The organism is Xenorhabdus griffiniae (assembly GCF_001028135.1).
Taxonomy (GTDB): domain Bacteria; phylum Pseudomonadota; class Gammaproteobacteria; order Enterobacterales; family Enterobacteriaceae; genus Xenorhabdus; species Xenorhabdus bakwenae.
Genome location: NZ_LDNM01000016.1, coordinates 90803 through 103663, shown reverse-complemented (window position 1 = coordinate 103663; position 12861 = coordinate 90803). Strand labels below are relative to the sequence as shown.

Annotated in this window: 12 protein-coding genes and 1 pseudogene; 4 read left to right on the top strand and 9 right to left on the bottom strand. The window is 45.8% G+C overall.

Features of this window, described 5'->3' with window-relative positions:
* Together dsbC and xerD are read right to left on the bottom strand one after the other, a co-directional pair.
* Positions 1 to 702 (bottom strand): bifunctional protein-disulfide isomerase/oxidoreductase DsbC, encoded by a 702-nt coding sequence (gene dsbC, locus AAY47_RS05680; protein ID WP_047767750.1) that lies wholly within the window; start codon positions 700 to 702, stop codon positions 1 to 3.
* Between the two features lie 34 nt (positions 703 to 736).
* On the bottom strand, positions 737 to 1627 hold the full coding sequence (xerD, locus tag AAY47_RS05675) for a site-specific tyrosine recombinase XerD (protein WP_235428298.1): 891 nt from the start codon (positions 1625 to 1627) through the stop codon (positions 737 to 739).
* Between the two features lie 191 nt (positions 1628 to 1818).
* Between xerD and fldB the strand changes: the two genes are divergently transcribed.
* Positions 1819 to 2337, top strand: coding sequence for a flavodoxin FldB (fldB, locus tag AAY47_RS05670; RefSeq protein ID WP_047767838.1), 519 nt, complete (start codon positions 1819 to 1821; stop codon positions 2335 to 2337).
* A gap of 6 nt (positions 2338 to 2343) precedes the next feature.
* Here the strand turns inward: fldB and AAY47_RS20460 are convergent, their stop codons facing one another.
* Positions 2344 to 2784 (bottom strand): protein YgfX, encoded by a 441-nt coding sequence (locus tag AAY47_RS20460; RefSeq protein ID WP_047767748.1) that lies wholly within the window; start codon positions 2782 to 2784, stop codon positions 2344 to 2346.
* Entirely contained in the window at positions 2765 to 3031 is a 267-nt protein-coding gene (gene sdhE / locus AAY47_RS05660; RefSeq protein ID WP_047767745.1) for an FAD assembly factor SdhE, read from the bottom strand. The genes AAY47_RS20460 and sdhE overlap by 20 nt, the downstream gene beginning before the upstream one ends.
* A gap of 256 nt (positions 3032 to 3287) precedes the next feature.
* On the opposite strand from sdhE, the gene ygfZ reads away from it, so the two are divergent.
* The 3 genes and pseudogenes from ygfZ to AAY47_RS05645 form a co-directional block, all read left to right on the top strand.
* Positions 3288 to 4289 (top strand): tRNA-modifying protein YgfZ, encoded by a 1002-nt coding sequence (ygfZ, locus tag AAY47_RS05655; protein WP_047767743.1) that lies wholly within the window; start codon positions 3288 to 3290, stop codon positions 4287 to 4289.
* Positions 4290 to 4305: 16 nt separating this feature from the next.
* The gene (locus AAY47_RS05650; RefSeq protein WP_047767741.1) at positions 4306 to 4911 is read left to right on the top strand and encodes an HD domain-containing protein; all 606 of its coding nucleotides are present in this window, start codon (positions 4306 to 4308) and stop codon (positions 4909 to 4911) included.
* A gap of 188 nt (positions 4912 to 5099) precedes the next feature.
* A pseudogene (locus AAY47_RS05645) lies at positions 5100 to 5455 on the top strand (IS1 family transposase); the annotation flags it as partial.
* Between the two features lie 59 nt (positions 5456 to 5514).
* On the opposite strand, the gene gcvP reads toward AAY47_RS05645, so the two are convergent.
* The 5 genes from gcvP to ubiH all read right to left on the bottom strand — a co-directional run bounded on the left by gcvP (position 5515) and on the right by ubiH (position 12854).
* On the bottom strand, positions 5515 to 8391 hold the full coding sequence (gene gcvP, locus AAY47_RS05640) for an aminomethyl-transferring glycine dehydrogenase (RefSeq protein WP_047767738.1): 2877 nt from the start codon (positions 8389 to 8391) through the stop codon (positions 5515 to 5517).
* 140 nt (positions 8392 to 8531) lie between these two features.
* Complete coding sequence (gene gcvH, locus AAY47_RS05635) at positions 8532 to 8924, bottom strand: glycine cleavage system protein GcvH (protein ID WP_047767737.1); 393 nt, start codon at positions 8922 to 8924, stop codon at positions 8532 to 8534.
* Positions 8925 to 8946: 22 nt separating this feature from the next.
* Positions 8947 to 10044 (bottom strand): glycine cleavage system aminomethyltransferase GcvT, encoded by a 1098-nt coding sequence (gcvT, locus tag AAY47_RS05630; protein ID WP_047767736.1) that lies wholly within the window; start codon positions 10042 to 10044, stop codon positions 8947 to 8949.
* A 373-nt stretch (positions 10045 to 10417) separates the two neighbouring features.
* The gene (ubiI, locus tag AAY47_RS05625) at positions 10418 to 11650 is read right to left on the bottom strand and encodes an FAD-dependent 2-octaprenylphenol hydroxylase (protein ID WP_047767735.1); all 1233 of its coding nucleotides are present in this window, start codon (positions 11648 to 11650) and stop codon (positions 10418 to 10420) included.
* A gap of 13 nt (positions 11651 to 11663) precedes the next feature.
* Positions 11664 to 12854, bottom strand: coding sequence for a 2-octaprenyl-6-methoxyphenyl hydroxylase (ubiH, locus tag AAY47_RS05620; protein ID WP_047767734.1), 1191 nt, complete (start codon positions 12852 to 12854; stop codon positions 11664 to 11666).
* Between the last annotated feature and the right edge of the window lie 7 nt (positions 12855 to 12861).

The window sequence follows — 12861 nt, the reverse complement described above, 5'->3', positions numbered from 1 at the left end:
TCATTCACCGTCATGCTCTAATTCAGCCTGCAAATCTTTGGGTGACAAGTACCCACCGAGTACTTTGCCATTTTTTAGGACAATCGCTGGTGTACCCTGGACGCCAAACTGTAAGCCCAGCTGATATTGTTTTTCGATGTCGGTCTTACATGCCTTAATTGGGGAGACATTTTCGCCTTTAAAAGCAGCGTTCAGTGACTTATTCGGGGTTGCACTGCACCAAATAGACTGCATATCTTTAGCTGATTGGTGTTGCAAGCCATGACGAGGAAACGCCAGGTAACGGACAGTAATCCCCAATTCGTTGTATTCTTGCATACTCTCATGCAATTTACGGCAATAACCACAGGTAATATCAGTAAAAACAGTAACAACATGTTTTTCTTTTGGCGCTTTGTAAATAATCATTTGATTTTTCAAAGCTTCCAATTTTTTAACCAGAACCTGGTTACTGATATTTTTGGGTATTTTGCCACTAATATCATAAAGTGGCCCTTGTAACAGGTATTTACCATCATCAGATATATAAATAGTGCCATGCTCAGTTAAAATTGAACTCACACTTGGTAATGGGGATGGCGTGATACTTTCAGCCTTAATTCCCATTTTAGACAGTGTGTTATTGATAGCACTCTCATCAGCGAAAGCATTGCTGGCAACAGCCGTCAACAGTAATGAAAGGCAAAACGAGATCTTCTTCATTATTCGTTCCTTTATTTTTTCACCTCATTCGCAGCTACCCACGAGGGTGATGTTGTTGATGCAGCACTTTGAGACGTTCGGTGGCTACATGGGTATAAATCTGGGTTGTGGAGAGGTCACTATGGCCTAATAACATCTGCACAACACGTAAGTCTGCACCATGATTAAGTAAATGTGTTGCAAAAGCATGGCGTAAGACATGGGGTGACAAGCGTTCAACATCAATGCTTGCCAATATGGCATAGTGTTTGATTCGGTGCCAGAACGTCTGGCGTGTCATCTGCGTTCCCCGCTTACTGGGAAAAAATACATCAGATACAGAACCATTCAATAACCACGGACGTCCATATTCCAGATATTTTTCCAGCCAATAAACAGCCTCTTCTCCCAAAGGAACCAACCTTTCCTTATTTCCCTTACCCACAATTCTGACCACGCCCTGACGTAAGCTCACATCAGATAAGGTCAGGCCAACCAGTTCTGACACTCGCAATCCGCAAGCATAAAGCACTTCCAGCATGGCTTTATCCCGCAATTCAAGGGGTTGGTCAACCGAAGGCGCATTAAGCAAATTTTCAACTTGTTTTTCGCTTAAATCCTTGGGCAGACGTTTAGGCAACTTAGGCGCAGATAATAGTGCTGTTGGATCATCTGCCCGCATTCTTTCACGATATAGATACTGAAACAACCGCCGCATGGCACTCAGCAAGCGGGCTGAACTACTGGCTTTATAACCGCCATCTACTCGTTCAGCCAAAAATGATTGTAATTCTATCGACTGCACTGAAAGTAAATCATGACCATAATGCACCAACCAATTGTTCAAGGCTTGTAAATCAAGCCGATAAGAGACCAGGGTGTTTTCGGCCAGATCTTTTTCCAGCCAGATGGTATCGAGAAATTGCTCTATCAGGGGATTGGCCAGTGGATGTGGTTCCGGTGGATGCTGTTTAATTACATCATCTTCCGATGAATGATTGTCTGATAGGTTATGTTTTTTTGGCACAACACCTCCTGTCTGCCTATCTGCACCTTCCAATCGGCTATTATGCCTGAAAAAGCAATTATTCTGTTACAATACCGATCCTGATATTCGAAATTCCCTGATAAATAATGATGAAAATTGGTCTCTTTTACGGCTCCAGTACCTGCTATACAGAAATAGTAGCAGAAAAAATACGCGATATACTCGGTGAAGATCTGATCGAACTACATGATGTCAAGGATTGTGATCCCCGCTTGATGGAAGAATATTCTGTCCTGATCCTCGGTATCCCTACCTGGGACTTCGGCGAATTACAGGAGGATTGGCTGACTATCTGGGATCAACTTCCTTCGTTAGATCTGGCAGGAAAAATCGTTGCCATGTATGGAATGGGCGATCAGATCGATTATGGCGAGTGGTTTCTGGATGCATTGGGAATGCTGTATCACCATCTGTTACCAACGGGTGTACAGTTTATCGGGTTTTGGCCAACCGATGGTTATGAATTTACCAGCCCGAAACCGCTGTCCGAAGATGGCAAACATTTTGTCGGGCTGGCTCTGGATGATGTGAACCAATTCGAACAAACAGATGAACGTTTAAGCGAATGGTGCATGCAGATATTAGCGGAAATGGACGCGTTGTTTTAGTAATCCTCACTGTCCAGGATATTGGCGCATCAATTGATTCAAATGACGCCAGGCCGCGGGCGACATACTATCTGATGCTATCCATAACCGAACTGGCGGTGAGTAGCGCCTATTTTCTGCCTCACTAAATGCATGGAGCATAACGACCATACCATAGCGATGGAACCACGGTGGTTGAGCGATACGCCAGGCAGCTTTTTGCCAATGCACTTTGTTGCTTTCGAACAGTACCAACTGGCCCTGACACTGCCGGATATTTTTCTGGCTCCATGCCCAACTGCTTATAATAATGGCAAACAGTGAAAACCAGAAAAACGGAAGCCAAAAATAAGCACTGTTAATCGGCCAGGGTGCCACCAAAGCAGCAATGGCAACTACACCATGCACGCCTGTGGAAAACAGGCGGGTATGGCGAGACTCCCTTAATTTATTGTTCCACAGGACCACGGGCTTGGTTTCTGCTCTGGATCAATTTCACCATATGGTAAAGCTCATCATCTTCGGGCCGTCCATGATTCATAAGCCAATTAAAAAGGTCGGGATCTGGACACTCCAGTAAACGAACGAAAATCCGTTTGTCATCATGACCCAATGAATCATATTCATATTCAAAAAATGGCATGATAGAAATATCCAGTTCACGCATTCCACGACGACATGCCCAGTGAATACGTGCTTTATTATCAATGTCCATGTTTAAAAAGCCTCTTTATCATTTTCATTTTCATTCGTGCCATTGAGACGGTAATAAGATTATTAACGATTCTGGCCTGTTTTTCATCATCTGCATCAGCGAAATCACGAGATATATCGACAAGATGCGAAGCCTATCGCAACAAATTGACCCTGTATGCCTTATCGATAAATAACAAGAATAACCCCTTTGCATTAAACCGCATCTCTTTTACCATTAGCGTTATTTCTTAGTTAGTTTACTGGCAGGAGCTGCTATGACTTACCAAACTCCGTTTTCTGCACAAGATCCATCTCCTTCTGCAACACTACCACTGACTTTAATTTCCCTTGATGACTGGGGGATCGTGACAGCCATTGGCGCTGATGCGAAAAAGTATCTGCAAGGTCAGATTACAGCCGATCTGACTTCCCTGAATGATAACCAGCATGTGTTAACTGCCCATTGTGACGCCAAAGGCAAGATGTGGAGTAACTTACGACTGTTTCAGCGTGGTGAAGGTTTTGCCTATATTGAACGCCGTTCATTATTAGAAACCCAATTAACTGAATTGAAAAAGTATGCGGTATTTTCCAAGGTGGCGTTTGCCAAAGATGAGGAAAATATCTTGCTCGGTATCGCCGGCACAGGAAGTCGGAGAGCGCTGAAAACCCGCTTCCCAACTCTGCCTGATACCGAATCCCCTGTTATTCAGCACGAAACCACAACCCTTCTCCACTTAGCGCTTCCCGCAGAACGTTTCCTTATCGTCACAGACAAAATAACTGCCGCTAAATTAACCGAAACGTTAGTCAAAGAGTTTCAATCGCAGCTGAATGACAGCCAGCAATGGTTGGCGCTGGAGATTGAAGCGGGGTTCCCAGTGATTGATGCCGCCAACAGCGCACAATTTATTCCACAAGCAACCAACCTCCAGGCAATCGAAAACGGTATCAGCTTCAAGAAAGGCTGTTATACCGGTCAGGAAATGGTAGCCAGAGCCAAATATCGTGGGGCAAATAAGCGAGCCATGTACTGGCTGGCAGGTAATGCTGCTTCCCTGCCTGCCGTTGGCGATGATTTGGAATGGCAATTGGGTGATAAATGGCGGCGAACCGGTTCAGTATTGGCGGCGGTCAAACTGGCTGATGGTTCAATCTGGGTCCAAGTGGTCATGAATAATGATATGGAAGCAGGGAGTGTATTCCGTATCCGTGAAGTTGAGGGCAGTGTTCTCACCATTCAAACATTGCCTTATTCACTAGACGAAGAAAAATAACTATTGAGGTTTTTGTATGTCATTAGCTATACCTCCTGTTGATTTCGGCCCTTTCACCGATGTCATCGCGTTTATTATGGAACTGGATCAATTAAAATATGTCCATCGCAAGACGAAGTTATTGAATAATACGCGCCATGAAAACTCTGCTGAACATAGCTGGCATTTTGCTGTTGCTGTCATTGGCTTTGCGCCTTATGCCGGAGATGTGGATATTAGCCGCGTTGTACAGATGGCTTTGATTCATGACATTGTTGAGATCGATTCGGGTGATGTTATTGCGTTTGATCTGGCTGCCCGTGCAGCCATTCACGAACATGAAGTGAAAGCAGCTAACCGTATTTTTGGCTTACTGCCGGAAACCCAGGGAAAATATTTTCTGGAACTGTGGCACGAATACGAAGACGCCATCACGCCGGAAGCGCGTTTTGCTAAAACGCTCGATAGAATTATGCCGGTATTTATGAACCTGCATAACCAGGGACAGAGCTGGGTTGAGAATAATATTCGCTTTGAGCAAGTTTACAACCTGCTCCACTTTGTTGCCGAAAGTTATCCTGAACTATGGAAATACCTGCTGCCACAATTGGAAGCAGCAAAAGAAAAAGGCTGGTTGCAATAATTTTCCGCCTTTTCTCCTCTAATCTTCTCAATCAGGCTGTCAGGTACAACTGGCAGCTTTAAAATTCTTTCTTACTCTCCTTTCTTAAGCAAAGCTGACGTTAGTCAGATTTCCCTGTTGGGTATTTTAGGTCACGTATTCAATCCGTTGATGATTGTGTATAATCACCATTTTTTCGGAGAGATTAAATGGCAACGGCTGAGGTAAAATGTCGATTTTGTCAACACGTTGAATTCGTTAAAAAACACGGTAAAGGCGATGCAGGGCATCAACGCTATCGCTGTTTCTCTTGCAAACGAACCTTTCAACTTGAATACGCCTATCGGGCGTGCCAGGCGGGCATAAAAGAACACGTTGTTGATCTTGCTATGAACAATGCAGGTATCCGTGATACTGCCCGTGCATTACATATCAGTATTAATGCTGTTGTCCGCGTTTTAAAAAACTCCAACCGCGATGCGTAACGACACTCCCTTTGGATAATGTCGAAGTCCAGCTTATCTGCGAAGTGGACGAAATGGGGTCGTTTGTCGGGAATAAAAAAACAGTGTCAGACATATTTCCTGACACTGCTTTCGTTGAGTCTCGTTAATTTATTTATGATTAACGATAATCTTCAATCGGTGCACAAGAGCAATGTAAATTGCGATCACCGTAAACATCATCAAGGCGTTTAACCGTCGGCCAGTATTTATTGGCTTTTGTTTCCGCTGTTGGGAAAACGGCAATTTCACAGCTATATGCATGATCCCAATCAGAAACCAGTTCAGCCTGAACGTGTGGCGCATTAACCAATGGGTTGTCTCCCAAAGGCCATTCTCCGCTTGCCACTTTGCTGATTTCCTGCCGAATTGCCAGCATTGCGTCAATAAACCGATCAATTTCAACTTTGCTCTCTGATTCCGTTGGTTCAACCATCAAGGTTCCCGCAACCGGGAATGACATGGTTGGTGCATGGAAACCATAGTCAATCAGACGCTTGGCGATATCCATCTCATTGATGCCGAATTCTTCTTTCAGTGGGCGAATGTCCAGAATACATTCGTGAGCAACATAGCCATTACGTCCGGTATAGAGGATCTCATAAGCACCTTTCAGGCGGCTTGCAATGTAGTTGGCATTCAGGATCGCAACCTGGCTGGCTTGTTTCAGCCCTTGTGCCCCCATCATGCGAATATACATCCAACTAATCGGCAGGATAGAGGCACTGCCGAATGGCGCTGCGGATACTGCACCTAATGTCGTCACTTCATCCATTTCCACTACAGAATGACCCGGCACAAATGGGGCAAGGTGTTTTTTCACGCCAATCGGTCCCATACCTGGACCACCACCGCCGTGTGGGATACAGAAGGTTTTATGCAGGTTCAGGTGCGAAACATCGGCACCAATAAAGCCAGGTGTCGTAATCCCCACTTGGGCGTTCATGTTGGCGCCATCAAGGTAAACCTGACCCCCGTTTTGGTGAATAATGTCACAAATCTCACGGATGGTTTCTTCGTAAACACCGTGAGTTGATGGGTAAGTCACCATGATACAAGCAAGATTGTCACTGTGTTTTGCTGCTTTTTCACGCAAATCAGCCAGGTCGATGTTGCCTTCTTTATCACAGTTCACAACAATAACCGTCATACCCGCCATATGAGCAGAAGCCGGGTTTGTGCCATGCGCAGAGCTTGGGATTAGGCAAATATGGCGATGTTGTTCTCCACGGCTGGCGTAATAGCGGCGAATTGCCAGCAAGCCAGCATATTCTCCTTGTGCGCCCGAATTAGGCTGCATACAGAATGCGTCATATCCGGTCAGCAATACCAGCCAATGGGAAAGCTGGCTGATAATCTGGTGATAACCCTGCGCTTGTTCTGGTGGGCAGAAAGGATGCATATCGGTAAATTCAGGCCAGGTAATCGGCATGATCTCCGCGGCTGCATTCAGCTTCATGGTACATGAACCCAGCGGGATCATGGCTTGATTCAGCGCCAGATCTTTACGCTCCAGACTGTGCATATAACGCATCATGTCGGTTTCACTGTGGTAACGACGGAAATTATCATGGGTTAAAATGTCGTCATTACGCAACATGGAGGCTGGGATAGATTGGCTGCCTGTCGCAACTTCACGATCAAGAGCATCAATATCCAGGACTGAATCAGAACCTGTTATCACTTGATACAAGGTTAACAAATCATCACGGCGGGTTTTTTCACTCAACGATACACCAACAGCACCAAGAATATCAGTACGTAAGTTAATCTGTGCTTTAGCCGCTCTTGCCAGTACCTGAGCCTTATCTGACACTTCAATCGCTAATGTATCAAACCATGTCTTATGACGTAGTGTGATACCCGCCTTTTGCAAACCCGCAGCCAGAATATCTGTCAGTCGGTGAATACGATTAGCAATGCGCTTCAAACCTTCATGACCGTGATAAACTGCGTACATGCCCGCAATATTGGCCAGTAAAACTTGCGAAGTACAAATATTGGAATTCGCTTTTTCACGGCGAATATGCTGTTCACGGGTTTGCATCGCCATGCGCAATGCCCGGTTACCCGCAGCATCACGGGAAACACCGATAATACGGCCCGGCATGGAGCGTTTGAATTCATCTCTGCAGGCAAAGAAGGCGGCATGAGGGCCGCCATATCCCATCGGTACACCAAAACGCTGGGCAGAACCAAAGACAATATCAGCACCTTGTTTACCCGGGGCGGCCAATATGACCAATGCCATGAAATCTGCGGCAACGCTGACAATGATTTTACGCTCTTTCAGTGTTGCAATCAGGTCACTGTGATCATGGATTTCACCCGTCGTGCCTGTTTGTTGCAGCAAAACACCAAAGATCCCTTCCAGTTCCAGTACTTTTTCTGCTTTATCAACAATGACTTCAAATCCAAATGTTTCGGCACGGGTAAGTACGACATCCAACGTTTGTGGATGAATATCATCGGCCACAAAGAAACGTTCAGCCTTTTTCAGCTTGCTGATCCGTTTTGCCATTGCCATCGCTTCTGCGGCTGCTGTGGCTTCATCCAGTAGTGAAGCAGAGGCCAGATCTAAACCTGTCAGATCAATGGTGACTTGCTGAAAGTTCAGCAAGGCTTCTAATCGGCCTTGAGAAACTTCTGGTTGATAAGGGGTATATGCAGTATACCAGCCCGGATTTTCCAGCAAATTACGCAAAATAACGGGGGGAAGAATGGCGGGTGAGTAACCCATACCAATATACGATTGATAACGCTGGTTCTGGCTCGCTATCGCTTTCAATTCAGCCAAAGCCTGTTGTTCAGTCACGCCTTCACCAACCGCAGGAACCGCTGATAATGCGATATCACGGGGAACGATTTTATTGGTCAGATCCTCTAGAGAATTTGCACCTACTATCGCCAGCATCTCTGTTTGCTGTTCAGCAGAAGAACCAATGTGGCGACGAATGAATTCACCTTGATATTCAAGTTGGATTAATGTCTGAGTCATTGATGATAATTTCCTGAAACTCGCTATGCCTTTTATCTTTCAAGTGACAGTTTTGTTGTCTATCACGTGAAGTCGATTGGCTATAAAAAACGACCAAAAAAAGCCCCATTCACAATGTGATATGGGGCGATTCAAAATAATTACTCGTCTTCTTCCAAGAGTGACCGATAACTTTCGGCATCAAGCAAATTAGCGAGTTCACTCTCATCAGCTATTTTAACGCGGAACAGCCAACCTTCGTTATAGGGTTCACTGTTCACCAATTCGGGAGAACTTTCCAGGTCAGGGTTAACCGCGATAATCTTACCGCTGACTGGTGCGTAAATATCAGAGGCCGCTTTGACTGACTCTACAACAGCACAATCATCACCACTATTTACCTCTGTGCCTATTTCAGGCAAATCAACAAATACCATATCTCCCAATAACTTCTGGGCATGTTCGGTAATACCTACGGTATATTCACCATTGCCTTCCGAGCGAACCCATTCATGTGATTCGGTATATTTCAATTCTGCTGGTACATGACTCATCGTTGCCTTCTCCTTGTTTTTATCACTCTACAAGTGGTTTTCCCATCCGCACAAAGCCCGGTTTAACAACCTGTACGGGCATTTCACGATTACGGATCTGGACAACCGCCTGTTCACCAATACCTTGCGGTACACGTGCAAGGGCTATACTAAATCCTAAGGTTGGGGAGAATGTTCCACTGGTAATCACGCCAGAACGCATTTCACCGGAATCACCCGTGAAGTTGACAGTTAAGCCACCACGCAATACTCCCTTTTCACGCATGACCAGTCCAACCAACTGATCAGTAACGGTTTCGCGTTGTCTTTCCAATGCTTCACGACCTATGAAGTGACGGTCTTCCGGTTTCCAGGCAATTGTCCATCCCATGTTGGCGGCCAGAGGTGAAACAGTTTCATCCATTTCTTGACCATAGAGGTTCATGCCCGCTTCAAGACGCAATGTGTCACGCGCCCCTAATCCAGTGGGATTTACCCCTACTGCCAATAACTGTTGCCAAAAGTCTGCCGCTTGTTCTTTGGGCAGTGCAATTTCATAACCTGCTTCGCCGGTATAACCCGTCGTTGCAATAAACAGATTTCCCGACTGGACGCCAAAGAAAGGTTTCATACCCGTTACCGCTTGTTTTTGCGCATCACTTAGCAAGGATTGCACTTTGGCTTGCGCGTTTGGTCCCTGGACTGCAATCAAGGCCAAATCATCACGCACGGTAATTTCAACGTCATATTTCTCAGCATGTTGATAAATCCAGGCCAAATCTTTCTCGCGGGTCGCCGAATTCACAACCATACGATAAGCATTATCAGTGAAAAAATAGACAATCAGATCATCAATGACGCCGCCAGATGCATTTAGCATTGCGGTATATAGCGCTTTGCCCTGTTCGGTGAGTTTGGCAATGTCATTGGCCAGAAGATAACGGAGAAAATCACGGCAATCTGGACCGTGTAGATCCACAATGGTCATATGGGAAACGTCGAACATACCAGCATCAGCACGCACTGTATGATGTTCGTCAATTTGTGAACCATAGTGCAGGGGCATCATCCAGCCATGAAAATCTACCATGCGTGCTCCGCATGCCAGATGTTGATCATATAGTGGGGTGTGTTTTGACATTATTTCCCTCTTTACGTTCTTGACATGAAAACATTCGTGACCTGAAAAAACATACGGCGCATTAACCGGCAGGTGTTGGATCATGAAGCAAAGAAGCGGTTAATCACGCAAACGATACCTTGGGATCAGAAGTTATCACTGAAACAGGAAATGAACCATAAAATAAATTAGCTGCATTGCTGTAGCCATCTGAAAAGGCACGTATTGCCATACAGAATTTTTGTCTGATTTACTGCACAAAAATACTCAAAATTTTTAACAAATGGCAAAAAAACAATCTTTTTAGATTGAAAAAAGGCTAAAGTGCGAAGTAAATCGACTCAACACACCTTAGCCTGATATGAGAAAAACTAATTCTAATTCATGGGCTGAATTAGATTTTTTCAACCGAAGCGGTTTGAGCGATCAACCAATCAGGCAGGTCATTGAGTCCCATTGCATGACGAAGCCATTGCGGCTTCATTCCCGGTAAGTGATCAGCCAGTGTTAATCCCATTCCACGCAATAATTTTTTAGCCGGGTTATTGCCATCAAATAGCTGACGAAAACCCTGCATACCTGCAAGCATGACCGCAGCACTGTGTTTACGGCGACGTTCATAACGTCCCAAATAGAGATACTGACCGATGTCTTTGCCTTGCTGGTTTAAGCGGCTCAATTCACCTGTCAGTTCTGCCACATCCATCAATCCAAGATTAACGCCCTGACCAGCCAGTGGATGGATAGTGTGTGCCGCATCGCCCAAGAGCGCCAACCGATGAGCGGCAAAATTGCGGGCATAACGCCCCGTCAATGGGATAGTTTGTCGATCACTGATCAGTCTGCATTGACCAAGACGCATATCAAATGTCGCGCTTAATTGCCGATTAAACAGCGCCGATTCCATAGTTTTGCGCTGTTGTGCAGATTCAGCCGGTAGTGACCATACAATCGAACATAAGTCAGGATCGGGCAGTGGCAGGAAAGCCAATATTCCATCACCGTGGAAAACCTGACGTGCAACACCTTCATGAGGCTCCTCAGTCCGAATTGTCGCGACCAATGCATGGTGTTCATAATCCCAGAAAGTCAGTGGAATATCGGCATGTTGACGCAACCAGGAATGGGCACCGTCTGCACCAACGACCAACCGTGAAGTCAGCATGCTTCCATCAGATAACGTGATGAAAGCTTCGTTTTCTCCCCGGGCAACATGCTTAAGAGAGGATGGGGTGAAAATCATCACATCGGGCAGATTTTCCGCACGTTGCCAGAGTGCTTGCCGGATCACACAGTTTTCGACGATATGGCCCAGATGGGTCAGGCCATTTTCCGCCGCATTAAATTGAATACGCCCGAAGCTATCCCGCTCCCAAACTGCCATTCCCTGATAAGGGCTGGCCCGCATTGCAACAATATCTTGCCAGACACCAAGGTGAGTGAGTAATCGTTCACTGGCTGCATTGATGGCCGAAACACGTAACGCATATTCATCATTGACACTAAATGGCGTTGTCGGTGGGTGCTCTTCTACAATCGCAATACGCAAACCACTATCTTGCAAACCACAAGCCAGCGCAAGGCCAACCATTCCACCCCCTGCGATCACCACATCAAATGATTGCATTTTTTCTTTCCTCTTAATCTGCCAATGGTGACTGTGCAACCCAACCTAATGTCTGACGGGCAAATAGATCCTGCATCGGGGATAATCTTTCCATTGTCATCAAGCCAAGATTACGTCCCATTTTTAACGGTAAATAGTCATTGGCGAATAATCTGACCAACCCATCCGTAAGTCCAATCGTGGTGTCACGATCGGCCTGACGCTGTTGCTGATACTGTGCCAGTACTTTATAGGAGCCGATATCCTGTCCAGCAGTGGCCGCTACTGAAATGACTTGTGCCAAAGCCATCACATCACGCATTCCCAAGTTAAAACCCTGCCCAGCGATCGGATGCAAGGTTTGGGAAGCATTACCGACCAACGCCAGACGATGGCTAATTTGCCGGCTGGCGGTCGATAAAGCCAATGGATAACTATGCCGTTGACCGGTTTCCCGCATTTTCCCCAAACGCCAGCCAAATGCTTTTTGCAGCTGTTGGCAGAATTCATGCTGGTTCCAGTTATTGACTTCTGATTGTTGTTCCAGTGGGTGGCACCATACCAGTGAACTACGCCCTTCCGACATCGGTAACAACGCCAATGGCCCATGTTTGGTAAAACGCTCGAATGCCCTTCCTTGAGGATGTTCGGAAGTCAAAACATTGGCAATAATGGCAGTCTGCTCATAAGATCGCCGTTGAAAGGGTATATTACACGCCTGGGCTATCGCAGAATGGCTACCATCCGCAGCGACCAGCAGTTCTCCTGTCAGTTTTTCACCATTATTCAGCGAAACCACGACAGAACTGTCTAAACGTTCTACGGAACTCACTTTAGCCGGACAGTAAAGTTTAATATTTGAAGATTGTTTTAATAACTCAAAAAGATGAATTCCGGCATCATGCAATTCAATCACATTGCCTAATGCCGGAATGTCATAGTCACTGGCGCAAATATTGACGAAACCACTATTGCCGCGGTCGCTGACATGAACGTGAGTGATTGGGGTAACACAATGTTGTAATGCAGGCCAAATACCGACCTGATGCAAGCGCTGGCATGTACCATAAGCCAAAGCAATGGATCTTGCATCAAAACCCGGATGTTTTCTGGCAGGTTCTGCTGCTTCAATCAAGGAGACTTGCAATTGCCCCCGACTCAACGAAGCAATAGCCAGAGCCAATGTCGCTCCTGTCATTCCTCCGCCCACAATAATCACGTTCATTATCACT

What these genes read in the sequence shown, in the direction of transcription:
- dsbC (WP_047767750.1), bottom strand. Translation starts at nt 702, where the DNA reads ATGAAGAAGATCTCGTTTTGCCTTTCATTACTGTTGACGGCTGTTGCC.
- fldB (WP_047767838.1), top strand. Translation starts at nt 1,819, where the DNA reads ATGAAAATTGGTCTCTTTTACGGCTCCAGTACCTGCTATACAGAAATA.
- sdhE (WP_047767745.1), bottom strand. Translation starts at nt 3,031, where the DNA reads ATGGACATTGATAATAAAGCACGTATTCACTGGGCATGTCGTCGTGGA.
- ygfZ (WP_047767743.1), top strand. Translation starts at nt 3,288, where the DNA reads ATGACTTACCAAACTCCGTTTTCTGCACAAGATCCATCTCCTTCTGCA.
- AAY47_RS05650 (WP_047767741.1), top strand. Translation starts at nt 4,306, where the DNA reads ATGTCATTAGCTATACCTCCTGTTGATTTCGGCCCTTTCACCGATGTC.
- gcvP (WP_047767738.1), bottom strand. Translation starts at nt 8,391, where the DNA reads ATGACTCAGACATTAATCCAACTTGAATATCAAGGTGAATTCATTCGT.
- gcvH (WP_047767737.1), bottom strand. Translation starts at nt 8,924, where the DNA reads ATGAGTCATGTACCAGCAGAATTGAAATATACCGAATCACATGAATGG.
- gcvT (WP_047767736.1), bottom strand. Translation starts at nt 10,044, where the DNA reads ATGTCAAAACACACCCCACTATATGATCAACATCTGGCATGCGGAGCA.
- ubiI (WP_047767735.1), bottom strand. Translation starts at nt 11,650, where the DNA reads ATGCAATCATTTGATGTGGTGATCGCAGGGGGTGGAATGGTTGGCCTT.
- ubiH (WP_047767734.1), bottom strand. Translation starts at nt 12,854, where the DNA reads ATGAACGTGATTATTGTGGGCGGAGGAATGACAGGAGCGACATTGGCT.